The organism is Wolbachia endosymbiont (group A) of Myopa testacea (genome assembly GCF_964027115.1).
Taxonomy (GTDB): domain Bacteria; phylum Pseudomonadota; class Alphaproteobacteria; order Rickettsiales; family Anaplasmataceae; genus Wolbachia.
Window position 1 is genome coordinate 691,214 of sequence record NZ_OZ034729.1, and the last position, 25,795, is coordinate 717,008.

At 35.7% G+C, this 25,795-nt stretch carries 24 protein-coding genes, 2 tRNA genes and 2 pseudogenes; 11 read left to right on the plus strand and 17 right to left on the minus strand.

Annotated elements, in window-relative coordinates; genetic code table 11:
* Nucleotides 1-46: 46 nt before the first annotated feature.
* The 6 genes and pseudogenes from AAGD91_RS03485 to AAGD91_RS03505 form a co-directional block, all read right to left on the minus strand.
* Nucleotides 47-235 (minus strand): hypothetical protein, encoded by a 189-nt coding sequence (locus tag AAGD91_RS03485; protein WP_341820619.1) that lies wholly within the window; start codon nucleotides 233-235, stop codon nucleotides 47-49.
* A gap of 41 nt (nucleotides 236-276) precedes the next feature.
* A complete protein-coding gene (locus tag AAGD91_RS03490) occupies nucleotides 277-1,281 on the minus strand; it encodes a hypothetical protein (protein ID WP_341820620.1) in 1,005 nt (334 codons plus the stop codon).
* A 288-nt stretch (nucleotides 1,282-1,569) separates the two neighbouring features.
* Nucleotides 1,570-1,706 (minus strand): annotated as a pseudogene (locus tag AAGD91_RS06365) (IS4 family transposase); the annotation flags it as partial.
* A gap of 204 nt (nucleotides 1,707-1,910) precedes the next feature.
* Nucleotides 1,911-3,722, minus strand: coding sequence for a glutamine--fructose-6-phosphate transaminase (isomerizing) (glmS, locus tag AAGD91_RS03495; RefSeq protein WP_341820621.1), 1,812 nt, complete (start codon nucleotides 3,720-3,722; stop codon nucleotides 1,911-1,913).
* 152 nt (nucleotides 3,723-3,874) lie between these two features.
* Nucleotides 3,875-4,201, minus strand: coding sequence for a preprotein translocase subunit YajC (yajC, locus tag AAGD91_RS03500; RefSeq protein ID WP_341820622.1), 327 nt, complete (start codon nucleotides 4,199-4,201; stop codon nucleotides 3,875-3,877).
* A 137-nt stretch (nucleotides 4,202-4,338) separates the two neighbouring features.
* Nucleotides 4,339-4,415 (minus strand) — tRNA-Asp (locus AAGD91_RS03505).
* A gap of 192 nt (nucleotides 4,416-4,607) precedes the next feature.
* On the opposite strand from AAGD91_RS03505, the gene rpsB reads away from it, so the two are divergent.
* From rpsB to AAGD91_RS03535, 6 genes are all read left to right on the plus strand, one after another.
* Nucleotides 4,608-5,456: a 30S ribosomal protein S2 gene (gene rpsB, locus AAGD91_RS03510; protein ID WP_253309669.1), complete on the plus strand. Its 849-nt coding sequence runs from the start codon at nucleotides 4,608-4,610 to the stop codon at nucleotides 5,454-5,456.
* The gene (gene tsf / locus AAGD91_RS03515; protein WP_341820623.1) at nucleotides 5,437-6,297 is read left to right on the plus strand and encodes a translation elongation factor Ts; all 861 of its coding nucleotides are present in this window, start codon (nucleotides 5,437-5,439) and stop codon (nucleotides 6,295-6,297) included. The genes rpsB and tsf overlap by 20 nt, the downstream gene beginning before the upstream one ends.
* 10 nt (nucleotides 6,298-6,307) lie before the next feature.
* Nucleotides 6,308-7,042 carry a UMP kinase gene (pyrH, locus tag AAGD91_RS03520; RefSeq protein WP_341821509.1) on the plus strand — a complete coding sequence of 245 codons (735 nt, stop codon included), beginning with the start codon at nucleotides 6,308-6,310 and terminating at the stop codon, nucleotides 7,040-7,042.
* 7 nt (nucleotides 7,043-7,049) lie between these two features.
* The gene (frr, locus tag AAGD91_RS03525; RefSeq protein WP_341820624.1) at nucleotides 7,050-7,607 is read left to right on the plus strand and encodes a ribosome recycling factor; all 558 of its coding nucleotides are present in this window, start codon (nucleotides 7,050-7,052) and stop codon (nucleotides 7,605-7,607) included.
* A 278-nt stretch (nucleotides 7,608-7,885) separates the two neighbouring features.
* Nucleotides 7,886-8,581, plus strand: coding sequence for a polyprenyl diphosphate synthase (gene uppS, locus AAGD91_RS03530; protein ID WP_341820625.1), 696 nt, complete (start codon nucleotides 7,886-7,888; stop codon nucleotides 8,579-8,581).
* Nucleotides 8,571-9,197: a phosphatidate cytidylyltransferase gene (locus AAGD91_RS03535; RefSeq protein ID WP_264732170.1), complete on the plus strand. Its 627-nt coding sequence runs from the start codon at nucleotides 8,571-8,573 to the stop codon at nucleotides 9,195-9,197. Before uppS ends, AAGD91_RS03535 begins: the two co-directional genes overlap by 11 nt.
* A gap of 24 nt (nucleotides 9,198-9,221) precedes the next feature.
* Here AAGD91_RS03535 and AAGD91_RS03540 read toward each other — a convergent pair whose 3' ends face one another.
* Both AAGD91_RS03540 and coaD read right to left on the minus strand, forming a co-directional pair.
* Nucleotides 9,222-9,413: a zinc-finger domain-containing protein gene (locus tag AAGD91_RS03540; protein WP_341820626.1), complete on the minus strand. Its 192-nt coding sequence runs from the start codon at nucleotides 9,411-9,413 to the stop codon at nucleotides 9,222-9,224.
* A gap of 68 nt (nucleotides 9,414-9,481) precedes the next feature.
* Nucleotides 9,482-9,988: a pantetheine-phosphate adenylyltransferase gene (gene coaD, locus AAGD91_RS03545; RefSeq protein ID WP_253309665.1), complete on the minus strand. Its 507-nt coding sequence runs from the start codon at nucleotides 9,986-9,988 to the stop codon at nucleotides 9,482-9,484.
* Between the two features lie 81 nt (nucleotides 9,989-10,069).
* Here coaD and AAGD91_RS03550 point away from each other — a divergent pair.
* Nucleotides 10,070-10,142, plus strand: a tRNA-Phe gene (locus AAGD91_RS03550).
* Nucleotides 10,143-10,231: 89 nt separating this feature from the next.
* Nucleotides 10,232-11,242 (plus strand): gamma-glutamyl-gamma-aminobutyrate hydrolase family protein, encoded by a 1,011-nt coding sequence (locus AAGD91_RS03555; protein WP_341820627.1) that lies wholly within the window; start codon nucleotides 10,232-10,234, stop codon nucleotides 11,240-11,242.
* A 136-nt stretch (nucleotides 11,243-11,378) separates the two neighbouring features.
* Here AAGD91_RS03555 and ubiH read toward each other — a convergent pair whose 3' ends face one another.
* From ubiH to AAGD91_RS03600, 9 genes and pseudogenes are all read right to left on the minus strand, one after another.
* On the minus strand, nucleotides 11,379-12,527 hold the full coding sequence (gene ubiH / locus AAGD91_RS03560) for a 2-octaprenyl-6-methoxyphenyl hydroxylase (protein ID WP_341820628.1): 1,149 nt from the start codon (nucleotides 12,525-12,527) through the stop codon (nucleotides 11,379-11,381).
* Between the two features lie 49 nt (nucleotides 12,528-12,576).
* A complete protein-coding gene (locus AAGD91_RS03565; RefSeq protein WP_341820629.1) occupies nucleotides 12,577-13,596 on the minus strand; it encodes an Mrp/NBP35 family ATP-binding protein in 1,020 nt (339 codons plus the stop codon).
* A gap of 114 nt (nucleotides 13,597-13,710) precedes the next feature.
* Nucleotides 13,711-15,176, minus strand: a pseudogene (gene terL / locus AAGD91_RS03570) (phage terminase large subunit).
* Nucleotides 15,177-15,853: 677 nt separating this feature from the next.
* Entirely contained in the window at nucleotides 15,854-17,683 is a 1,830-nt protein-coding gene (gene typA, locus AAGD91_RS03575) for a translational GTPase TypA (RefSeq protein ID WP_341820630.1), read from the minus strand.
* Between the two features lie 105 nt (nucleotides 17,684-17,788).
* Nucleotides 17,789-18,385, minus strand: a complete 597-nt coding sequence (gene pyrE / locus AAGD91_RS03580; protein ID WP_341820631.1) for an orotate phosphoribosyltransferase — start codon at nucleotides 18,383-18,385, stop codon at nucleotides 17,789-17,791.
* 3 nt (nucleotides 18,386-18,388) lie between these two features.
* On the minus strand, nucleotides 18,389-19,573 hold the full coding sequence (locus AAGD91_RS03585; RefSeq protein WP_341820632.1) for a dicarboxylate/amino acid:cation symporter: 1,185 nt from the start codon (nucleotides 19,571-19,573) through the stop codon (nucleotides 18,389-18,391).
* 208 nt (nucleotides 19,574-19,781) lie between these two features.
* Nucleotides 19,782-21,107 (minus strand): dihydroorotase, encoded by a 1,326-nt coding sequence (locus AAGD91_RS03590; protein WP_341820633.1) that lies wholly within the window; start codon nucleotides 21,105-21,107, stop codon nucleotides 19,782-19,784.
* 122 nt (nucleotides 21,108-21,229) lie between these two features.
* Entirely contained in the window at nucleotides 21,230-22,471 is a 1,242-nt protein-coding gene (locus AAGD91_RS03595) for a hypothetical protein (RefSeq protein WP_341820634.1), read from the minus strand.
* 102 nt (nucleotides 22,472-22,573) lie between these two features.
* Entirely contained in the window at nucleotides 22,574-22,753 is a 180-nt protein-coding gene (locus AAGD91_RS03600) for a hypothetical protein (protein ID WP_264328606.1), read from the minus strand.
* Nucleotides 22,754-22,775: 22 nt separating this feature from the next.
* Between AAGD91_RS03600 and AAGD91_RS03605 the strand changes: the two genes are divergently transcribed.
* The 3 genes from AAGD91_RS03605 to AAGD91_RS03615 all read left to right on the plus strand — a co-directional run bounded on the left by AAGD91_RS03605 (nucleotide 22,776) and on the right by AAGD91_RS03615 (nucleotide 25,768).
* Entirely contained in the window at nucleotides 22,776-24,596 is a 1,821-nt protein-coding gene (locus AAGD91_RS03605; protein ID WP_341820635.1) for a heme lyase CcmF/NrfE family subunit, read from the plus strand.
* Nucleotides 24,597-24,802: 206 nt separating this feature from the next.
* Nucleotides 24,803-25,507, plus strand: a complete 705-nt coding sequence (locus AAGD91_RS03610) for a helix-turn-helix transcriptional regulator (protein WP_341820636.1) — start codon at nucleotides 24,803-24,805, stop codon at nucleotides 25,505-25,507.
* Nucleotides 25,508-25,561: 54 nt separating this feature from the next.
* A complete protein-coding gene (locus AAGD91_RS03615; protein ID WP_341820637.1) occupies nucleotides 25,562-25,768 on the plus strand; it encodes a hypothetical protein in 207 nt (68 codons plus the stop codon).
* Nucleotides 25,769-25,795 lie beyond the last annotated feature (27 nt).

Below are 25,795 nucleotides of genomic sequence, written 5' to 3' on the forward strand. Positions count from 1 at the left end.
TAAGAAATTATTTTCTTGATGATTATGATTTTTTGAATATACACTTTTATTTTGGATTCAAAGAAGACTCAACAATTAGCTGCTCTACATCTTCCACTTTCTCGAGCTTGGTGTTGGGGTTTATGATATTGTACAGCGCAAAGCTCATACAAACCAATCCAACTACTTCCACAGCTACTGCTACTGTGACATCGATTTTCAAAACATAAAATACAACACCGCTCACCAATAACACTGTGCCAACAATACCTGCTACGATTGCCTGTCTTTGCCGTGTTAAGGATTTTCATCTACAGTGTTGCCAGATCCACTACATGGCTCAGCGAAAGATGGGCTGTCAGCTCTATCAACGGAAGTTGACTCTACAGTAGTTGAATCATTTTGCACTTCTTCGCTGCTTTCACATATAGGTTGAAGATCTTCACTATTTATATTACATAATTTAGTGTCAGTTTCTATAGCTTTATCAATTACGTGAGTAGCATCTTTATGCTCTATATTTATTACACTATATTTACATACTTCATGCACTTCCTTACTATTTTCATCTTTAGCTGTAGTAGTTTTGGCTGTTACAACAGTGGGCTTCTGGGTTGCTCTCCTATTAACAAGTTCTCCGGAGAATTTTAAGATTTCTTCTACAGCTTCACTATTTTTACGTGCTTCAGCATAGGTAAATGGGGTGTAAGTCATTTCCTTGCCATTTGAATGTTTTATAATTATTCTCTTTTTTAGAATATCTTTCAAAATACCATTTTCCTCAGAGATCTTTAACACTACTCTCGTAATGTCATTGTCTCTACGTAATATAGCATCTGTAAGTATTGTATGATTTTCTTCCCGACCATCTGAATGTTTTGTGTTCATTTCTTCATTCAGAACTTCCTTTAATAGCTTTTGTTTTTTGGCTTCTTCCAAAAGATCTTTTACAGCTTGATTATTCTTATGACTTATAGCATAATGTAGTAGTGACAACGTCTCCTCTCTACCCTGATATTTGTAAGCTATTTTCGCTAAAAGAATCGTGCTTGCGTTATAGCTGGATTTTTTAAATATTCCATTTCTGAACCTTCCAGCAATACTTTTCCCTTCCTCTATTTCTCTTGCTAGCTTTTGAATATTCTTTCCATCTTTATTTGTTAACTCATATATATCACATACTAATGTCAGTTTTGACGTTTTCATAATGTTTTTCTCTCTATTAAGATTTATTGATTTAGTTGTAGTAGTTGAAATAGCGCAGTTGCTCGCTCCATAAATTTGGTGCTCTTTTTCAATCAAAGGTGTCTTGCTGCTTGAAATGTTTTCCTTGTAAAAATTTAGCTTATCTTTTACATTGAAATAGCATTAAGACGATTTGCCTTTTTTTGGATGTAGAAATTTTCTAGGAATTGTCTTCTTGAGTTCTATGGTATTTTGTTTAACATTGAAACAAGAGTCTGTTGTCGTTTAATCTGCACAGATTGAAGATAAATGAATACCTTCAATACCATGATAAGGGGAGCTGGCGGAGTTTGTCAAGTAGGTTTTTTCGTCTCTATTCCCAATAAAAGTTCGTTATTGGTTATGCAGGAAGTCTAATACTGTCGTAAAAGGAAGTTTTCTTGTGCGTGTGAAACTTTTTTTCCAACACAATGGATCTTCTGAAAAGTTTTCGAGTATATTGTATTTTTAATTTGTAAAATAAGATTTTTCCCTTTTTGCATGTTTCACCTAAAAAGGACACATTTTAGACTTCTTTGTTGAAATAAAACAGAAACAAAAGTGCTGTTTATTACAGCTTTTGGGTAATTAAATGGTAAAAATTTTAGAGAGAAATTTTACACACAATCGCAGACATTTTTCCTTAAGTTGACGCCATTGAGTGAACGGTTACCTTAATTAGAAGTCTAGCTTTAACTTTAAATGGACTACTCAACCGTGACAGACTTAGCTAAATTTCTTGGACAATCGGCATCTAACCCTTTTTTTGCTGCAGTATAGTAAGCAAGGAATTGCATAGCAACACTATAGATGATAGGAGAGATAAAATTATCAGTGTCTGGAAGTTGCACCACATCTGCGCAAACTCCCCTTAGGAATGGCGCTCCTTGCTTATCACTGAAGGCAATTACTTTGCCTTTTCTTGCAATAATCTCTTGTATATTAGATAGCGTTTTAAAGAATAAACTATCATAAGGGATAATTGCTATAACAAGCACAGTAGAATCTATTAAAGCAATAGAACCGTGCTTCATTTCTCCCGCTGCAATGCCAATGGTATTAATGTATGAAAGCTCTTTTATCTTCAATGCGCCTTCCATTGCAACTCCGTATGAACTTCCTCTGCCGATTAAAATAACGTTATTGTGTTCTAATATACTGCCCGATATATGTTGTATTTTCATCACATTCAAAACGTGCTCAACATACTCGGGAATAGAATTGATAGCACTGCTTAGCTGTTTTATTCTCTCTCCACCCAGTATACCTTTTATTTTTCCAAGCTCCACGGCAAAGCATGCTAAAGTTGCAAGTTGCGCAGAAAAGGTTTTTGTTGAAGCAACACCAATTTCTGGCCCAGCAAGAGTATGTAACACAATATCTGAGATCTTTTCAATGCTGCTGTTAAATGTGTTAGTTATACTAATGATTGTTTGCTTCTGTGATTTCGCATAACGCAGCGCTTCTATGGTATCTGCAGTCTCGCCAGATTGAGAGATGAATAACCCAATGCTGCCTTCTTCTAGCTTGACGTTGCTATACCTAAATTCTGATGAGATTTCTAGATATACTCGAACTTGAGCGACACTTTCCAGCCAATATTTTGCTATTAGCCCGGCAAAATAAGATGACCCGCATCCAACTATAGTAATGTAACTCCGCTCAGAAAACAATTTTTTGTTGACCTCTTTATATTGCTTGTAAAATTGATTTATTGTTTTGTTTAATGCACGCGGTTGCTCAAAAATCTCTTTTAACATGAAGCTAGGATACCCATTTTTGCTAATTAGAAAATCACTTGGACTACTATTTTCTATACTACGTTTAACTTGTGTACCATTGTTGTATATACTAACTCCACTAGATTTTATCACTGCAATGTCACCATCTTCCAAATACGATATTCTTTCCACAAATGCACTTAAAGCATTAGAGTCAGATGCAGCAAACACTGTGTTACAGTTATAGCCTATTGCTAAAGGCAAATTTCTCTTCGCAACAAATAAGGCATCTGGATATTCTGCAAATAATAAGACCAAGGCAAATGAGCCATGTAAGTTGTTTAAACACTTAAATAGAGAATCAACTGGCGACAATCCTTCATCAAGATATAAGGTTAGCATATTTGGTATGATCTCTGTGTCAGTATCAGTATGGAATAACATTCCCCTTTCTTCTAGACCCTTTTTTAGCAGATTGTAATTCTCAATTATGCCGTTATGAGCAACAACAACATTATTTGTATGAATGGGATGAGCATTTTTAAGGCCTGGAACTCCATGTGTAGCCCAGCGAGTATGTGCTATACCAACTGTACTGTGAGACATCTTGCTTTCATCAACAACTTCATACAATCTTTTAACTTTACCTTCTGATTTTTTGACTTCTATCTCGCCTTCGTTATTTATGATTGCTATACCTGAGGAATCATATCCCCTATATTCCAATTTCTGCAACCCAGTTAGTAAAGTTGGTATTACTGAATCACCGCTACTTACTACACCAAATATTCCGCACACAAATGGATCACCAAATGAACTTTCTTTTAAAGTTATGCAGCATTTTTGCCTTTATCATCTTTTCCCTTTTTACTTTCCTCTGGTGGTTGATTTTTATTCTTTTTATCACTCTTTTCGATTTTGCCTTTTTCAATTGGTTTAGCTGCCACTTTTTAAGTTTCTTTGTTTAAAACTTCAGATATAGCGGACTTTAGGACTTTCACCTCAACTTTTGGTGCTATTTCTATTATAAATTGTGCATTTGCCTCATCAACTTTATTAACTTCACCTATTATCCCGCCAGAAGTAATGACTGTATCACCACGTTTTATTTGATCTATAATTTTTCTATGTTCTTTTAGTTTTTTGTGGTTTGGGCGAATAATAAGAAAATAAAATACCACAAATATTAAAATCAATGGAATAAAACTAGCAAAAGATGCGCCGATACTTGATGCATTGCTAGTTGCATCTGCTGCAAAAACTTCAGAAATGAGCATATTTAATCCTAATTGTTAATGATAAAAACAAACCTATTTAAGTATTAATTACAATACCATGCCATGTCAAGTCTGGTGAAAACGTTTCTAAATACCGGCAATAATATTGCGGATTTTAGATTATGCTAAAACTAGTATGGCGGGAGTGATGAGACTTGAACTCACGACCTCATGCGTGACAGGCATGCGCTCTAACCAACTGAGCTACACCCCCCCTAATTTCTTTTTAGCGTTTTCGGGCTTCGACTTTAAAGCTAATAAACATGTTGCCCTTTGTCAATATTTTTTGTTTGCGCTTTGCTGTCTTTTCTATTACTATGTAAATAATTTAATTTCACACATGGCTTGTACAAGTAGTCCCATTAGGGTTATGCCATGGAAGATAAACTATTTGGAGGAATGATATATGACAAATTTGCCTGAAGTCACTGTGCGTGATTTAGCCGAATCTGGTGTACATTTTGGTCACAAAATTAGTCGCTGGAACGCAAAAATGGCTCCATACATATATGGAGTGCATCAAGAAAATCGTATACATATAATTGACTTGCGAAAAACATTACCATTGCTACAGGTGGCCATGAAGGCTTTATATGACGTTGCATCTCAAGGTGGTCGCATTCTATTTGTTGGTACAAAGTTTCAAGCTTTTGATATTATTGCAAGTGAAGCGATTCGTTGTGGTCAATATTATGTGAATCATCGATGGCTTGGTGGTATGCTTACTAATTGGGGCACTGTTTCTTCTTCGATAAAAACCTTGATACAATATGAGAAAATATTAAATGACGAGGATAGCATTTTAACAAAGAAAGAATTGGGGAACATTGAAAAGAAAAAGCAAAAGCTTGATAAGGCGCTTGGTGGTATTAGAGAAATGGGAGCAATTCCTGATATCTTATTCATCATTGATACTAATAAAGAGCATATTGCGGTTAAGGAGGCTAAAAAGTTAGGAATTCCAATAGTTGCAATACTTGATACTAATTCTGATCCAGATGATATTACTTATCTAATACCTGGAAATGATGACTCAAGAAAATCAATAGAGCTCTATTGTAAATTAGCTACCGACTCTATATTAGCTGGAATAGAGTCTAGTCTAGCAAGATCTGGAGTTAAGATTGATAATATAAAAGGTGATGAGTTTATTCAAGAAAAAGAAGATAGTATTGTGCAAACTAAAAGGAAACGTAGTAAAGTTTACAAAGAAGAAGAAAGGGAGGTAGTAACAAATGAAGATGAATCCAGATAATATAAGGGAATTACGTGATAGGACAGGGCTTGGCTTAAGTGACTGTAAAAAAGCATTAGAAGAATGTGATGGTGACATCAAGAAAGCCGTTGATAAGTTGCATACAATAGGTCTTGCTAAAGCTGACAAAAAATCTGATAGAGTAGCTTCAGATGGGCTCGTTGCTATGTGTTTGACTGAAAATTATGGTGCATTGGTTGAACTCAATTGCGAAACCGATTTTGTTGCAAGGAATGAGAAATTTATAGAGTTAGTTTCAAATTTAGCATCAATTGCTCATCAAGAACGCTGTATCAGCGTTGATGAGTTAAAAAATGCCAAGTATGAAAGCATTGGCACAGTGCAGGAAGCTATTATGAATGGTACGTCAGTTCTTGGTGAAAAGTTAGAGTTGAGCAAGCTTTGTTACCTAGAGACTAAGGATGGAGTTGTTGATGGTTATGTACACGGTGATGTACGTGGTTTAGGTAAAACTGGCGCTTTAGTTGCATTGCAATCACCCGGTGATAAGGCAAAGTTACAGGAAATTGGAAAACAAATAGCGATGCACATAGTTGCTATGAAGCCTGAAGCTTTGTCTATAGATGATTTAGATCAAATGAAGTTGAAAAATGAACGTTCTATAATTGAAGAGCAAGTAAGGAGCTTAAATAAACCTGAAGAAGTAGCAAAAAAAATAGTAGATGGACGAATGGCTAAGTACTATGAAGAAGTTGTTTTACTAGAACAAAAGTTCATAAAAGATGATAAAATGAAGGTTTCTGATTTTATAAAATCAAGCGAGGTGAGTGCTATTAAATTATCTGATTACAAGTTACTTGTTTTGGGCAGTGCAAACTAAATGGCAAGAAATGTCTTCCTTAGCAGATAAAGTAAAATACTCTAGAGTGTTATTGAAGATCTCTGGTGAAGCTTTGATGGGGTCACAGTCTTTTGGCCATGATATGGGAATAATAAGCCAATTATGCAAAGATATAGCTGACGTTAACAGGCTTGGAGTTCAGGTATGTATTGTTGTTGGTGGTGGTAATATCTTTCGTGGCGCATCTGCGTCTTTAAGTGGCTGTGAAAGAGCAAGCAGTGATTATATTGGAATGCTTGCAACTATAATCAATGCTTTAATTTTACAAAACTTTTTAGAAAAAAATTTAGTAGCTTCTAGGGTATTATCTGCAATACCCATGACCACTGTATGTGAACCTTACATAAGAAGGAAAGCTATTCGTCATTTAGAAAAAGGTAGAGTGGTAATTTTTGCAGCAGGCACAGGCAACCCATTTTTTACTACAGATACAGCTGCAGCCTTACGTGCTGTTGAAATAAATTGTGATGTTATTCTAAAGGGTACACAAGTAAATGGTGTATACTCCGCTGATCCGAAAAAAAATGAGGATGCTGTAATGTATGATAGGCTTTCTTACACGGATTTATTGACTCGTGATTTAAAAGTTATGGATGCATCAGCAATTTCACTTGCTCGTGAGAATTCTATTCCAATTATAGTTTTTTCTTTGAAGGGAGAAAAAATAGTCAATATTATTAAGGGTCAAGGTACTTATACTATAGTTTCAGATTGTAAACAGTAGGTAATTTATGTTAAATGAAATAAAAGCTAAAACAAAAGAAAGAATGCTAAAAACTATTCAGTCCTTTCATGATGATATTAAAGGCGTACGCACTGGTAGAGCTAGCGCATCGTTGCTTGATGGTATAGTTGTAAATATCTATGGTGGACATCAAAAGTTAAATCAGGTTGCAGGCGTTTCAGTTATAGAGAACAAAACCCTATCAATTAAAGTTTGGGATATTAATATTATAGGTGAAGTGAAAAATGCTATATTAAATGCCAACTTGAATTTAAATCCTGTTGTTGAGGGCAATACCATACGTATAGCTCTTCCGGATTTAACACAAGAAACCCGTGAAAAATTAGTAAAATTATTGCATCAGTTTTCTGAAAATGCGCGGATTGCCATCAGAAATATACGCAGAGATGTTATGGAAGAAATAGAGAAAATGAAGGGAAATAAGGAGATCTCAGAAGATGATTTTCATGGTGCTAAGAAGGAAATACAAAATATTACTGATGATAATATAAAAAAGATTGATGGTGAATTGTCCATCAAAGAAAAGGATATATTGCATCACTAAGGTAATATGAAAGAAACCTTCAGTAGTGAATATGAACGTTTTGATTTGAGAGCAAATTCCACAAAGAAGGGCGCCATCCGAGTAGCTGACACTGGGATCCAACTTCTTATCCAACCTCATCAAAAACGTTTATTTAGTACAAGATTAGCTACTTTCTGTGCTAGTTTGCTTGTCTACAAGCAAACTTTTCTGGATCCCAGTGTCAGCTACTCGGATGACAGAAGAGAGTACTGGGGTTACAGAAGAAAGTGTTGGCGGGTGGTTTAGGTGAACTTTAAATGTTGAATCAAGAATCTTTACCGAAACATTTAGCAATTATTATGGATGGTAATGGTAGATGGGCGAACAATCAAGGAAAGGTAAAAATTGATGGTTATAAAAAGGGCAGTGAAGTTGCATACGATATTGCCAAGTATTGTACGGACCTAACCATACCCTACTTAACTTTGTATGCATTCTCTATGGAGAATTGGCTTAGACCCAAAAACGAAACTGACTGTCTATTTGATTTATTTTACTCCGTTTTAACTAATGAAAATAAAGTCAATTTCATTTGCAACTGTAACATTAAGTTGAATTTTATTGGCAATTTAAGTCTGTTATCCAGTAAAATATTGGATCAAATTAAAAAAGCAGAAGAAATGACACATAAGAACGATGGTTTATTACTCACTGTGGCAGTCAGTTACGGAGCAAAGCAAGAAATTACACAAGCTATAAGCAATATTATAAAAGAAAATATTGCTTATGTATCAGAAGAGGAATTTGAAAAATTTCTATATACTAAAGATCTGCCAAAATTGGATTTATTAATTCGCACTGGCGGCGAAAAAAGGTTAAGCAACTTTTTATTATGGCAAGCAGCTTATGCTGAATTATATTTTTGTGATACTTTATGGCCTGATTTTTCTTGTCAAGATTTGAGCAAAGCATTAGAAGATTATACAAAAAGAGAGAAAAAATATGGTAGATAATAATTTTATAATTAGAATATTGTCCTCAATAGTAATATTATTCATATTTTCTTTTGCTACATATTTCAGTGATTTATCGTTTTACCTATTGATTTTTTCAATAGCAGTTTTATCTTCTTTTGAATGGTATAATCTAACCCAAGGAAACAAAATTTTATACGTTTTCGCATTATTATTGATTGCACTACCAAGCGCCTCATTAATATATTTATATAACCTACCACAGGGAAAATACGCATTAGTATGGTTCGTCTTAACCATTTGGGGAATTGACATTACTGCCTACCTATTTGGTAAGAATTTTGGTGGAGCTAAAATTTGCCCAATTCTTAGCCCTGGAAAAACTTGGACAGGACTTCTTGGTGCGATTTTAGCTGGAGTAGTGTGCACAATTTTTGGATCAATATTTTTTGGTCTATTTTCAATTTTTTATTCTCCAATCATTGGCCTTGCAATCGCTATTCTAGCGCAACTTGGCGATTTCACTGAGTCGCTTGTTAAAAGAGCTTACGGTGTTAAAGATAGTGGAAGTATGATACCTGGCCATGGAGGAGTGCTCGATCGTATGGATAGTTTCATTTTTACTGCCCCTCTTCTTGCTATTTACATAAGCTAAGTCTGCAGAAGAAATAAAGTGCCATTAGAGTTCATCCCTAGTCAGCTCCCCAACCGCTTCTACAGTACAGTCATGGACAAACGTCTTTTCACAATAAGGGCAGGCTATTTCCTCTTCTTCTCCCATATCTAAATATATTAATGGATGGCCGGAACCCTCATTATTCTCATCACCATGACAACAAACTTTTCTATTATTAACCCTCACTTTTGACATGCTACTCCTTTAGCTTATAACATTTTATATATTGAATATACCCATTCAGAAATAAAAAACAACAAGCACTATTCTCCATTTTTTATCCTATTCAGGTTAATCAATTCGTTTTGAACGCCTTTTGATACAAATTTGCTAACATCTTCTCCTAATCTTGCTATTTCCTTTACAAAACTTGATGAGATAAATTGAGTATCTTCAGAAGCAGGAAGAAATATGGTTTCGATTTCAGGAAGAAGTTTATAATTTACCCAACTCATTTGAAACTCGTAATCAAAATCCGATACTGCTCTTAATCCTCTAATAATAACAGAAGCATTCTGCTCTTTGGCAAACTTCACTAGCAACCCATTAAAAGATATAACATCTGCATCAATTCCTAGCCCTTTGATTTCACTTTCAGCCATGCTTGTGCGTAGCTTTGTGTCAAAGGCAACATGCTTATTAACGTTTTCTGCAACTCCTATTATTAATTTATCGACTAGTTTACACGCTCTTTTGATTATGTCAATATGCCCAAAAGTTATAGGGTCAAATGTGCCAGGGTAGATTCCTATTCTGTTATTAATGTTCATCCTTTATTTTTATATAAACTACTTTAAAAACTTTTGATAGACATAATAACATTTTTTATCTAAAAATGAAAGTATACAGTTGGCCTGATAGCTCAGTTGGTAGAGCAAAGGACTGAAAATCCTTGTGTCGCTGGTTCGATTCCTGCTCAGGCCACTTCTCTTTCTTACCAAATTTACCTTTTTATTGTAAAACGTTCTATAATATGTTATGGTATTAATATAAGTGTTGAGAAGGTAAACTATATGTATAAATGTTATAGTAGAATATTTAATATCTTATTAATTATAGTTCTATTATTAAGCAATATTACTTATGCTGATGTTAGCGAAAAACCGGCATCTCAACATGTAACCAGAAAAGAAGAACCAGTGTCAACTGCCTTGACGGCAGAAAATACAGTAAATAATGACATAGTTGTTGGTTTGTTGAAAACGGAAGAAGAGACATACCCATATGAGCTTGGGCTATCTCAAAATATCTACGAGATGTTTAATAACTTTGGGGTTAAGACTGTACTGATTGATTATAATAAGATAATTAGCCTTAAAAAAATTCAGACAGAGTCACTTAATCTTGCAAAACAAGATGAAACATTGGCAAAGAAGCTGACATTAGACCGAATAAAAATTGAAGTTGCAAAGTTTATTAAAGAGCACAAAATAAATAGAATATTTATTCCGGATAATTTACACTCAGCACCCACTCCTTGTCGCCAGCTTGTTACTGAAGCAATTGCAAAAATAGTGGATGATAACCCTGCAATTCATTTACTTGGCATATGTGAAGGCATAATGAATGCAAAGGGAATTGAAGTAGTGAGTGTTGTGAGTGATGAAGAGAAGCGAAGATCTCATTTAAAATCAGCACCTAATCCACATAAAGAGGATGCACCTCTCCAGCAGATAAAGATCGTTCCAAACAGTCGTTTAGCAGAATTAGTAGCTAAATTCTTAATACCTAATGAAAATGGCTGGTTTTCAACATATTTTCCAGATGCTCATTCAGGGGCAGTAAGTAATACACCAGAAAATAGAAGAAAATTGGAGTTACTTGGATATAAAGTTGCAGCATTTTCCAGTGATGGGGTAATAGAGGCTATTGAAGATAAGCACGGTAATATTTACTTTCAATGTCATCCAGAAGCCCTTGTTGTAAAATCATATAAAAACCTCTATTTATCAAATCACAAGGAACGTCAAGTGTCTACACTAGTTGCTATAGCGATTATAAATGATTTTCTTTATCGTGCTTAATGGATATGTACCTATAGCTTTAGATTTACCAACGATTTGATAAACGACAAATTCGTCATCCCGCTGCTTGTTAGCGGGATCTAGAGATACCGCGGCGGTATGACGTACTGACTTGCATTAGCTATAAAATAGTAGTTTATATAAATCCCATAGCATGCCGAATGAAGCTTTTTTTGAGAAAATTTGAATTTTCAACTGCAATCAAGCCAAGATTTCTTAGTGCTTTAGCGCAGAATATTCTGTTGGAGAACATCCTATTTAATCCATCAGTTGCAAGCGCCATTGTAAAATTATCAAAGTATCTGTTACGTGAAATTTTCTTTAATAAATAACTACTGCCAACATCAATACCAGATGCTTTTGCAGCAACTATATGCTTTATAACACTTTCTACATCTCTAATTCCAAGATTAAGCCCTTGACCTGCAACTGGATGAATTGAATGTGCTGCATCGCCAATAAGCAAAACTCTACCCTTATATAACTTTTTTGCGAAAACAAAACTTAAAGGATAAAGTTTTCTTTCACCCTCTAATTTTATCTCTCCTAAATAAGAACCAAATCTTTTTTTGAGCTCTATAATAAATTCTTCTTCAGACAGATCCATTAGCATTTTTGAAATTCCAGGTTTTTCTGTCCAAACTATCGAAGAAGTATAGCCACCCTTCATCGGCAGAATTGCAAATGGACCGCCAGGAAAAAAACGCTCTACAGCTAAGTTTTGGTGATGCAGTTCATGCTTTACATTAAATATTATGCTACTTTGTTTATAATCAAATTTCACTGTCGGTATAGAAAATAACTCTGGTAGTTTAGAGTTTTTGCCTTCAGCGCAGATAAGTAGCGATGATATTAATTCCTGGTTATTATCAAGAATAACTTCCACATATCCTGAATCACAAGCAATTGTTTTATAGGAATGTGGAGAGTATATATTTAGTTTATTCAGAAAATTATTGTTGATTGCATTCCATATAGTAGCATTGTTAATAACATAACCCATTGGTTCTTCACCAACCATTTTATGATTGTAATGCACAGTAACCGCATCTAATATGCATATATCAAGTATTGGCTCAGCTTCGCTTTCTATAAACTGCCAAATCCCTAATTTTTCCAATATTTTTTTCGAGCCTTGAGAAATAGCAAATGCTCGGTTGTCATCTACTACACGTGGTAGATTATTTTTTTCAATCACAGCTACAGACACAGAGTCACAACTGAGGCCAATTGCAGTAATAAGACCAAGCAACCCACCACCTGAAATGATTACATCATAATTCATTTTATTCACGCTAATTGTAAAATTATATTTTATCTATTTTGAAAATAGTTTAAACAAGCTTTATAGACAAAGACCTAACATCTTTAGCAATGTCTTCATAAATTTCTGCCAAATCTTCACTTAGCATTAAAGGATTTCCACAATCAGAAGCATGACATATTTGTGGATCCAGAGGAATCCTGCCTAATAGTTTGATGCTCAGCTCCTCAGACATTCTTTTTGCGCCGTCTTTTCCAAATATGTATATTTCTGAGCCGCTTTGAGTAAAATAGCTCATGTTTTCCACAATGCCAATAATCGGTATACTGAGCTTTGTAAACATATCATAAATTTTGCGAGCATCGATTAAAGAGAGCTCCTGTGGAGTTGAAACTATTATCGCCCCGGTTAAGTTAAAATTTTCCATAAGACTTAAATGCACATCGCCAGTTCCAGGTGGTGTATCAACTATCAAATACTCTATATCGGACCATTTTGTTCCCATGAGCAGATTATAAAGTGCTTTTGTGATCATAGGTCCGCGCCATATTGCTGCACGATCCTTGTCAACAAAATAGCCGATTGAAATAGTATGCAGTCCATACCTTTCTATAGGTATTGCTTTTCCACCCTGTATTTCTGGCTTTAATTTTTCAGTGCTAAGCATTTTAGGAATTGAAGGACCATATATATCTGCATCAACCAGCGCAACTTTATGTTTCAACTTTGCTAATGAGAGAGCAAGATTTAGCGCAACTGTGGACTTGCCCACACCGCCTTTACCAGAGGCCACAACGATTATATTTTTCACTCCTTCGATATGTAATTTAGCTTTTTGTTGCCCAGTTTGTTTTTGACAAGTAGCAACCACGATCACTTTTGTCACCCCCGGTATAGCTTTAACAGCTTGCTCACAATTTCTTCTTAATTCTTCGTTTGCTTGCGTGTTACCGGCAACTTCAAGCGCAAAACCAATGTCCCCGCCTTTAATAATGATTGAGGATATTATGCCAAGAGCGATCACATCTTTACCGCTTTTTTGCTCTATGACTTTTTTTAAGCTCTCTCTTACAATTTCTTCGTTGATCATTAGACCTCTTACATAGCAGATCCCAGTGCGGAACATTTGTTTCGGAAACAGTATGTTAAATATTATAGCAGGTTTTGCCTAGAACACAAGCCAAGTAGCTTGACACTGGTTCACTCAAACAGGGTCGGAGGTAAAATCCCTGACCCTGAAAACGCTGGTGTTAGTTTTTTTCATCCACTGCAGATATTGCACGGTACTATCCACTTGGTCGTCGTGGCGAGTTTCTGGGAACATTAAAATCTCATACTCAAAGTCATTGAGCCATACTGCTTGGTGCGGCAGAAAAACCTTGCCAGACTCTATAATCGGAACAATTTGATAAAATCGAGTGAGTTTGTCATCATGTGGTACTATTTCGATAATTGGTAAATCACTGTTTGTTTTTAGCTCTTGCACCAATTGCTGACCACTTGTTTTTGCTTCGATTAAAATTGCGTGTGGCGTCCATCTTGCAGCTAGTGACAGAACTTGCTCTTTAAGCTTTGGATACTCAAGCTTTGCGCGATATACATCAAGTAAATAGATTTATTGCCCACTTTTGTCCAGGTGGTGCAGACGCTAAAGTTGCTCATGCTGCTTGTTGAAACTGCAGTGTCCCAGCTCTGAGTGACATATGAGAGACTATCAGAAAAATTTCTATAGCGCTTCAGCCACTCTCGTTTAATTATACCACTTGAAAGTGGCAGAGGGTTCTGTTGATATGGTGCAGCAAAAGCGTAACTCCCAAGTTCAACTTTTATCATCTCAACTTCTTCTTTTCCTCCATAAAGGGGATATAGCAACTGACCTTCTTCTCTTGAATATAATATCCTTACAGGTGACGCTGGTTTATTATACAACCTCCTGGTCGCACAGTGCCGAGCTACTCGGATGACAGGAACAGGAGGCATTGGCTTTTTGATTGAATAAATAACCTGCTTATTTTCAGAAATCATTGGCAAACAAATATGATGCCATATGTTTTTTGGCTTGGAGAAAAGATGTCCGGTTAAGTCTTCCTGATGTAGCCTATGCATCACAAGAACAATGACTCCTTTTTTTCTGTTGTTAAGCCTGGTTACTAGAGTCTGATCGAACCAGTTTGTAGCGCGCTTTCTAAACATTTCACTCAAAGCTTGAGCAGAACTGAGCGGATCGTCCACGATGATGAAATCACCACCTTCACCGGTTAGTGTTCCTCCAACGGACGTTGCGATTCTAAATCCTCTCTGCACTGTTTGGAATTTGTATTTAGTATTCTGGTCTTTGGATAGTTCTACTTCTGGAAATAGCTTTTTATACCAACCAGATTGCATTACGCACCTTGTATCAAGCGAGTGCTTTTCGCTGAGCAGCCGAGAGTAACTTGCAACTATTATTCTTGCCGTTGGCTGATTTCCCAGTATCCATGCGGGCCACGCAACGCTTATGCACATGGACTTCATTGAACGCAGAGGCATATTGAATATTATTCGTTTCACTTCACCAGCGCTCGCTGCTTCTAGCCTGTCTGCTATGACTTTTATGTACCGATAATTATTATACTCACACCCCGGCACTACCGTTTGAAAGCATAACTTAATGAATTTTAGAAAGTTCATGTGTGTATTTTAGTGAGCTGCCACCCCAGCATCCTCTCCCTGTCATCCCAGTGCCCAGACACTGGGATCCAGTTTAGCTATAAAATTTAAGAAAATATTTAAGCAAACGAAAAAAAAGGCAAAAGAAGCCCCTTGGTCATTATCCGCTTTAAAATATTGGCGTTTTTTATGTTTTAAACGCTTGATAAGCGAGATTAAGCTGCTTTTAATTGCAACTAACCTACGCTGCAAATGTTTAAGAAATTTACCAAGCAGAAAAAAAGACAAAGAATCCCCGAGTTAGCTAGTCTTTTACTATCTTTGTCAAGTATTGGCATTTTTTGATGTCTTGTAACGCTTTGTAAGCGCGTTCAGCTTATTTAGATAAAAATCTAGATGTAGATGAAGTTTTGTAAAGACATACAGTATCTATATACTGCAAAAAATTGAACATAAGACGCCGATACATTAAGTAATCCTTACCTTTTAATCTGCAGATTAGCGAAAGCAAATACAATAGCTTCACTGTCATGATAAGGGGGCTGGCAAAATGTGTCAAGCAAGTTTTTTGTTTCTGCGGGCTACCTGAATAACGGCTACAATGTTTGTACAATTGTGCGTCATGCGCTGACCCATTTGTTGTGCTTAACAAAAGCAAATGTTCGTACAGTACGCTGCTACCCTGCAAAAAGAAACCTCTACTCCTTATTCTTTGCCCTTCCTGCACGCTTACGTTCATTTGGATCAAGGAATTTCTTGCGTAAACGTATAGATTTTGGAGTTACTTCCACCAATTCATCATCATCTATATACGCTATCATATCCTCCAGTGTCATTATCTTTGGAGGAGTGAGTTTTATGGCTTCATCACTACCTGAAGCTCTTACGTTTGTTAATTGCTTACCTTTTAGCACGTTTATCTCCAAATCATTGTCACGGCTATGCTGGCCGACAACCATGCCACAATATACCTTATCCTGTGGCTTGATAAACATAATTCCCCTGTCTTGCAAATTGAAAATTGCATACGCCACAGCCTCACCCTTATCTGTAGAAATTAAAACTCCATTGCGCCTTCCAGAAATTGGACCTTTATGTGGAACATAACTATGAAATAAACGGTTAATTATGCCTGTGCCCCGAGAATCAGTTAAAAACTCTCCTTGATAACCAATTAATCCTCTTGATGGCACTAAAAACGTTAATCTTGTCCTACCATTACCAGAAGGTCTCATGTCAGTCACTTCACCTTTTCGGAAGCTGAGTTTTTCCATGATGATTCCACTATATTCATCATCTACATCAATTACTACTTCCTCTATAGGTTCAAGTTTTTTGCCATCTTCTTCCTTAAATAGCACGCGAGGGCGTGATACTGAAAGCTCAAAACCTTCTCTCCTCATATTTTCAATTAACACTCCAAGCTGTAGCTCACCACGTCCACCTACTTCAAACGCTTCACCACTTGATGCCAAAGTTACGGTAATTGCAACATTTGTTTCTGCTTCTGCATATAAACGATCCTTTATAACGGTTGAGGTAAGCTTTGTTCCCTCTTGTCCGGCAAAAGGTGAATCATTAACACTCAGAGTAATCGCCATCGTCGGCGGATCAACTGGAGTTGAGCTTACTGCAGTTGTAACCTCTGGTACTGCTATAGTGTCAGAAACTGAAGCTTTCTCAAGTCCTGCAATTGCAATTATGTCTCCCGCCACAGCTTGTTCTACTGGAATACGTTTCAAGCCAGAAAATGAGAGCAACTTAGTTAATCTCCCTCGTTCAATTACTTTACCGTCCAGATCAAGTACCTTAAGATCTGAATTGACTTTTGCAACGCCCTGATAAATCTTTCCTGTCAATATTCTGCCAAGAAACTTATCAGACTCAAGTAGAGTGACCAACATAGCAAAAGGGGCATTTTGATCATAAACAGAAGGTTTTATATAATCTATAACCGTTGAAAATAATGGGCTTAAATCTTTTCTTTCATCAGAAAGCTCCTTAGCACACCAACCATTTCTACCTGAAGCATACAACACTGGAAAATCTAGCTGCTCGTTGGTTGCATCAAGGTTAAAAAATAACTCATATATTTCATTTAATACTTCATCAATTCTGCTGTCTGGTCGGTCGACCTTATTGATTATCACAATTGGCTTCAAATTTGCTTTTAGTGCTTTTGACAACACAAATTTAGTTTGTGGCATGGGACCTTCCGCAGCGTCAACCAGCAGCAACACACCATCTGCCATGCACAATACCCTTTCTACTTCTCCACCAAAGTCTGCGTGCCCTGGCGTATCAATAATATTGATTTTTTCATCACCCCACATTATTGATGTGCATTTTGCAAGTATTGTAATTCCGCGCTCACGTTCTTGGTCGCCACTATCCATAACTCGCTCTTGAACTTCTTGATTCTCACGGAACGTGCCACTTTGTTTTAACATGTTATCAAGCAAAGTAGTTTTACCGTGGTCAACGTGTGCGATTATTGCTATATTACGGATCGATTTAAATTCGTTCATTTTCTATCATTTCAAAATTAATTTAGTAATAAGTATACATAAAATACACTTGGAGTAAATAACTAAAGCTGTGTATAAGTGCTGTGTTTCCAAGATATTATAGGATTACTTTGTTAAATATTCTCTACTCCCAGGTTTTGTTATGGGTAGTTGTTTTAATTCACTTGGAAGTTCTTCCTCACTGTAGTTTTGGATGTTCAGTTCAATCAAAGATATGACAGGAAAAGGCAGTTTCGTTTCACTATTCCTCTTTATTAAAGAAGCTTCAGCAATGACTTTACCTCCCTCCCCTTCTGCACATTTCACTGCTTCAAGTGAAGATTTGCCTGTGGTTATCACATCCTCGATAAGTAATATTTTCTCACCCTTTTTGATCTTAAATCCACGGCGTAATTCAAACTTGCCATTAACGCGCTCGCAAAACATTGTCTTTATTCCAAGCTGCCTGCCAATCTCATAACCTACAACTATTCCGCCAATTGCAGGAGATAATATTAAATCTATGGAGCTATTTAATTCTTTTTTTATTTTATCTGCTAATAATGCGCAAACTTTCATGGCTCTGCTTGGATTTTCAAAAATCTTCGCACACTGTATGTATGTGTCACTATGCAGTCCGGATGATAAAACAAAATGCCCATGCAAAATTGCTTCTGCTTCTTTAAATTCTTTTATTATTAGGTTGTTTTCGTCTAATATCATTTTTTAAGTTTCACTATTACATTCTTTATTAATTATCTGAGTGATACAAATATCAGACCACACGTTTATTGCAGTTTCAAACATATCGATGATTGTATAAATAGGCAAAATCAGTCCCATAATATGCAGAGGAACATTCATCGACATGAGATAACTGGTTGCCATAAAATAGCACCCCATCGGCACTCCAGCGTTACCAATTGCTGCACTAGTTGCTAAAAAAATCCATATAAACATTTCACTTAAGGAAAATGCGCATCCATTCATCTCTGCAACAAACATTACAGTGATTATTATAAATGCAGCACATGCATTCATATTAATTGTTGTGCATATTGGTAAAATAAAGGACGACAATTTCTTTGGCACCTTTAGCTTATTTTGCACACAGTCTATAGTTGTTGGCAATGTTGCACTGGATGATTTAGAAAAAAACGCAAGTGTGAGTGCCGGCATAACCCCTTTCAGCGTTTGAATTGGTGATATGCCTTTATACCACATAAGTAGCGGTAAAATCAGAAATGCCTGCACAAAATTTGCAGACATTATGCAAACAAAATACCATAAAAGACTGTAGAACTCGCTACCACCTTTTAATTCGTGCAAAAAACATGTAATAAAAGACCACACAGCAAGTGGAACAAGCTTTAGTAACCCCTGAGCAATTTTAAGTAACGTATCGAAAAGTGCAGAGAATATTTGATGTAATATGTCCTGCTTTTCTTTTGAAAGTGAAACAATAGCTCCACCCATCAAAAAAGCGATCAATATGCTACCAATAACGTTATTTTCAAGAAAAACTTGCACAAAATTCGAAGGAATGAGTGATTTTAAGTATGAAAAGTAACTGTAATTGTTATTATCCAAACTTCCTATCGTGTTACATATGAAATTTTTTTTCACTGGGTCTATTAGCAGGTAAAACAATAATGCAACAAACGCAGCTATAATAGTTGTAAGCAGCGTATAAAATAGTGTTTTCTTAACTAAGGTTTTAATTTCGATTGAGTCTTTAAGTCCTGAAATTGTGGAAACTATTGATAGAAAAACTAAAGGTAAACTTATTAATTTCAATAAACTAACAAATATGTCACTAAACAGCTTTGCTATTTCAAATATAATCTCACTGTTTAAATAGTAAGCAACTATTGCAAACAGTATAGAAAAGAGTATTGCAAACTTGTGCATTGAAAATAAAACTTCAAAGTAACATTATACAACAATTTTGCTGTTTTGGAATCAGATTGATAGACAAAATAACTTTATAGATTAGGGAAAGATAAGTAACATTTCATTATTAATTAAGTGTTAAAAATATGTCATGCGATGTACTTTAAATTCAGGTGCACTTAGCCCATTCTGGTGATAACAAATTGGAATAGATAAGGTATGATAACTAACTTTTCTGTGAGTATATAGTTTTGCCAGACACAACAGTACGTACCACGTGCCCTTTTACTTTGCGCCCATCGAAAGGGGAATTCTTTGATTTACTAGCAAAGTTGTCAGTTTTAATTTCCCATTCATGATTGAGGTCAACTAAAATCAAGTCTGCAGCAAGGTTTTTTTGTATACGACCACGTGATACGTGTATTATATCTGCAGGCTTATATGTCAATTTTGCAAGCACATCAAGTAGACCCATTTGCCCACTGTGGTAAAGTTCAAGTGAAAGGGGCAGCATTGTTTCAAGGCCAACAATACCAAATGCAGCATTTTCAAGTGGAAGATCTTTAGAATTACGATCATGCGGAGCGTGATCGGTTGCAATGCAATCAATCACACCTGTCTTTAAACCTTCAACCATAGCTAAACGATCTTCTTCAGTGCGAAGCGGCGGGTTCATTTTTGCAATTGCTCCATGTTGTTTTACTATATTTTCAGTCAAAGTGAAGTGATGAGGGGTTACTTCACATGTAACATTTAATCCCAAATCTTTCGCACGTTTAATAGCATCAAGTGAATCTTTTGAAGAGACATGTAGAATATGGTAGTACACATTTTCCATATCTTTCATGAGCAGTATATCGCGACTTACTATAACCGATTCTGACGCACTCAAGATTCCCTTTACTCCCAATTCTTCAGAAATTTTACCTTCGTTGATTGCACCACCTGCTGATAAATTTAAATCTTCTGCATGTTGAGCAATAGGAACACCCAGCATACTTGAATAAAGCAGCGCCTGTCTCATAATCATTGGGTTCATAACTGGCATGCCATCATCAGTGAACCCAACCGCACCTGCTTCCTTTAAAAGTGCCATTTCAGTCAACTTTTCTTCCGAAGTGGTGATTTTAGCGTAAAATTCAATGTTTACATGTGAAGTTTCAAGTGCTCTATATTTCAAATATTTAGCCAAAACAACGCTATCAATTGCTGGAACAGTGTTCGGCTGACAAACTACAGTTGTAACGCCTCCCGCAGCTGCAGATTTGCTGCCTGTATATATAGTTTCTTTATCTTCTTGGCCTGGTTCACGAAAATGTACGTGAATGTCAATAAGGCCTGGCATTAGAACAAGGCCTTTACAGTCTATTGTTTCATCGACTCCACTTGTTGAAAATAATGATTCACCAAAGTCAATAATTTTATCCCCTTCAGTCAATAATGAACCTTTTATATCAAGTTTAGTTTCCGGGTCGATAATACGAGCATTAGTATACGCAATTTTATAGCCTTCCTTTTGCCCTGTTTGCAACAAATTCCAAGTTTGAGTCATTATATTTGAGTATCGATTATAAAATAAATCTAAAGTTTTTTTAACAAAACACAACCAAATAAAAACGCAGACTAAAGTTGCGAGAGCTGTCTTGAATTAAAATTGTCCCAAAAATTTGGCTCTTATAACCTAGTTAGCTCAGTTTTAACGTTAATGTGTGAAACTCTTAGCTCTGTTGGAGGATTTTCTAGCTGAACATCTAACTTATTCTGTATGTTAAATAAACAAATCAAAGCTGAATCAAAATTTTCATCACACTGCTTCGCTTCATGCATACCATCGATTATTTCCTCTAATTCTTCCACATCATCCAGTTCTTGCGGCGCACTTTTTAATATCGCTTTTATTTGGCTTAAGTTTTGACAAATTTTCTCCTGATATCCAGCAATTCTCTCTTGATATATATCAATCATTTTTTGACATGCGTTGCCTCTAAATGGATGTTCTTTTTTCTCTTTTATGTAAGAACTTTGAAAGTCTTTACAGTTAAGGATTGCTTCTCTATGTTTTTTTATGTCATTAATTGCACTGACTATCAACTTATCTATTTTCTTCAAATTTTCTTCCCGTCCTTCTCTTTTAATTATACTTTTGGATTCATTTTTCATTTGGTTCATTTTGTCATACAGGTTTCTGCATTCTTTATAAGATACAATTGGTTGTAATATTCCTTCTTCTACACCTTTATTGTAAAAATTCTTCAACTCATCACTTGATAGTACTGTTATAGCATCTTCCCTTTTGCCTTGTGATTTAGGATACTTTTTATTCAATGAACTAACATGATTTAACAAGAAATCTTTAACTAGCTTTTCCTTTTTAACTTCAGCTAATTTTTCTAGTGTTTCTATATATTTCAGAACTTCCGCAAAGAGCTGTCCACCAGATGGAGCAAATCCTTGAAGTGGTTTACTCTGAGCTTTATAAAAATCGGTTTGTAAAAAATCTTCAGCTTGTTTTTTTATTACTGAAAGTTCATTGAAGGCTTTTTCTGGATTGATTTTTCTCAAAATACCAACAGTTTTTCTAATCGCTTTTTCTCTCTTTTTATTATCTTGCTTTTCATTTAATATCAGATGTTCAGTTTTGGTAAAAGCATTACCTTGATCACTCTTTGCAATGTTACAAACGATGTTTTTTACAACTTTTTCAGTTGCTGCATAATCTATTTCTTTTGCAAAGCAGTCAACAAATGATTGCCAAACTTTTTTATTAACAAGCTTACTTGTCTTATTTTCAAAATCTTCTCTACTTTTGAATCCTAAAATAGTATAGAGATTTTTTTCAACTATTGGTTCGGCATGTTGTTTTGCCACTTTACCTTTTATATTGAATGGAAATTTACTAATCTTAGTTGTACCCACAATGTTACCTCAATATTAACGCTATCTATAAAAGTATAAAGATTTAATATTTAATTTTTAATTAATACTAGCACAGCTAACTACGGGGGCATTATGCTAGCATCAATAGCAAGCGTCAATTAACACTTTAACTTCTAACTTGTCATCAGTAATATTGTTTATATAAAAACTATAATTTTTTATGCCTGAACTTGGGAATATATTGCTATTGGTAGCCTGCTTATTGTCTTTGACATATTTGTTTTTACCACTTAGTTCTTGTCGGTTTATTACCACTGCCATATTTTTTTGTGTATCAACATCAATGGCTATTTTGATCTACTGCCACATTACAAATGATTTCTCACTCGAAAACGTATATTACCACTCACACACAACAAAACCTTTGATCTATAAGATTTGTGGAGTTTGGGGAAATAAAGAAGGGTCTATGTTGCTTTGGACATTAGTGCTTACCTTTTACCTATTTCTGATGGGTATTTTTACTGATAACGACAGTAAATTGAAGAAAGTATCCTTGATCACCCAAGGCTTGATTTGCTTTTGTTTTTTACTGTTCACTTTACTTGAATCCAGCCCCTTCACTAAAATGCCAAGCGTTGAAAAAGATGGATTGGGTTTTAATCCGATATTGCAAGATATAGGCCTTGCTATTCATCCACCGATATTATATTTGGGGTACCTTGGATTTAGCGTTCCTTTTTCGCTCTCTATAGCTGGATTAATTGCAAATACTGAAGGAAATGTTTGGGCTAAAATTGTCAGGCCTTGGGTACTTATTTCTTGGTCGCTGCTCACTTTGGGCATCAGCTTGGGTAGCTGGTGGGCATATCGCGAACTTGGGTGGGGTGGATTTTGGTTTTGGGATCCAGTGGAAAACGTTTCTTTGATGCCGTGGCTAATTGCAGTGGCGCTGACACATTTGTTGCTCGTTGTACGAAATTTCAATACTTTAAGGAATTTCGCTATTTTACTTACGCTTACAACTTTTCTATTGAGTGTAACTGGAACATTTCTAGTCCGCTCAGGAATACTCACCTCAGTGCACACGTTTGCAGATGACTCAAGGTATGGACTGTATATATTAGCTCTACTTGGTGTAATTACAGTCAGTAGCTTAGTAATATTTGTAGTGTTTACGAGAAAAAATCGCACATCTTTCCAGTGCTCAACATTGGAATCCAGAAAGAAATCTGCTACTCAAGTGACAGAGGGTAGAAGATTCTTTTCACGCCTTACGATGATGCTGATGAACAATTTATTATTCATCACTGCCTTTTTCATCGTGTTCGTTGGCACTTTATACCCTACAGTGCTTGAGTATTTAACCGGTGAATTAATTTCAGTTGGAGCACCATATTACAATTCTTTATTTAATCCTATTGCACTGGCTATTCTAGTGCTCACCATGATCGGGCAATACTGCCGTTGGCAGGGAAATAGTCTATTGCCAATATTCCGTGAATACAGATTTTCATTCTGCAGTGCTGCAGCTATTTTGCCGTTTATCTTTCACATGGAGCTAACAATTGTGCTATCAATTACTATCTCCATAGCATTATTAATCTTTGTTTTAGAAGCATACAGTAAAAGAATTCGTTTGTTTAAGAGCGAATCAATTTTATTAGCAAGAAGAGTTTCTAAATCCTACTATGCAATGATTGCAGCTCATGCTGGAGTGGCAATTTTAGTGCTTGGTATAGCTTATTCAGTTGGTTGGCAGGAGAAAAAAGAAAATTACTTAAAAATAGGGAATAGCATAACAGTCAATAAATTTAAAGTTACTTTACGAAATATTGAGCTAATAAAAGAAAAAAATTTCCATGCAGTGAGAGGTAGAATGGATATCAGGAATTTGCTGAATAACAAGATATTGGGTGAAGTAACTCCTGAATATAGATTTTACCTTGCGGAAGGTCAGAAAAATGTTGAAAGCAGTATCTACCACAATTTGCTTTCTGATATTTATGTTGTAATTGGAGAGATTGATAAGAGTAAGAGCAAAATTGCAGCTAAAGTGCACTATAAACCTGGAATGTCTATAATCTGGCTTGGATCCTTCCTCATCGCTTTTGGTTCGCTCCTTGCTGCTTTGCCTTCTAGTGGACGAGCAAGGGTTGTTTAGCTGTGGGTTATACGGTATTTAGGAAGGATTATATTAAATCTCACTAAGAAAGAGAGGCATCTTATAAAAGCTCGCAACAAAAATTTCATATAGTTATTACTATAGATAGCTATCTTATGAATATATGAAAAAAAAGTTATAAAAAATAATATACTATCATAAAACCTTATGGTAAAGCATATGTTTGTTTATATAAAGAAAGTAATATGAGCAACTCCAACGATAGCGATGACAAAAAGCACACTGACTCTATAAATTACAAAATAGGGCAAAAGATAAAATACTGGAGGTTAAAGCTAAAATATACTCAGGAGAATTTGGCAAATAAAATTGGAGTACCAAAACAGCAAATACTGAGACAAGAACAAGGGGTAGATGACATTTATCCACACGAACTCTATGCCATAGCAAAAGCGTTATCAGTTAATATCGGAGCTCTACTCCCTAAAAGTGAACATAGTTGTTGGGATAAAGATAGGATGAAAGTGTTGAAAAATCTTGTCGGAATACATGAAGAAATTGAAAATCATGGATTAGACGAGGCATTTTATTTACTAGCCAGGTCTATCCAGGTTAACGAAAAGAGTACTGTAAAAGCAACCAAAGTAGAATTGGCAAAGAGTCTAGCTAAAGCAGAAGTTTCTGTTGATATTATCTCTCAAGCAACAGGCTTATCTACCGATGAATATAATAATACAGAAGGAGAAATTCGTACTGATTCTGTAGATTGTACAACAGGACAAAGGATAAAACGCTGGAGGGTAAAGCGAAAATATACTCAGGCAGATTTAGCAAGTAAATTCGGGATATCACAACAGCAAATACAAAGATATGAAAAAGGGGACAATGTTCCACACAAAATGTTATGTGCTTTAGCGGAGGAATTAACAGTTGATTCTATAGCTCTATAGCCTAGACCAAAAAGAGGTAAAAACAAGAATAGTGAGGCAGGGATATTAAGTTTGATGGGAGAATGTAACGAGATTAATAATCAAGAATTATTGGATGTATTGGATTTGTCATCCTGTGTTTTATGTGGAGGCATGTGGGCTGGCAAAAAAGAGGTTATAAAAAGAGTTAAGGTTGAAGTTGCATGGAATCTACTTAGGTTAGACATCTCTATTGATGTTATTCTCCAAATAACTGGCTTATCAACTGATGAAATTGTATGACTCCAATCATAGAATAAACTAGTGAAT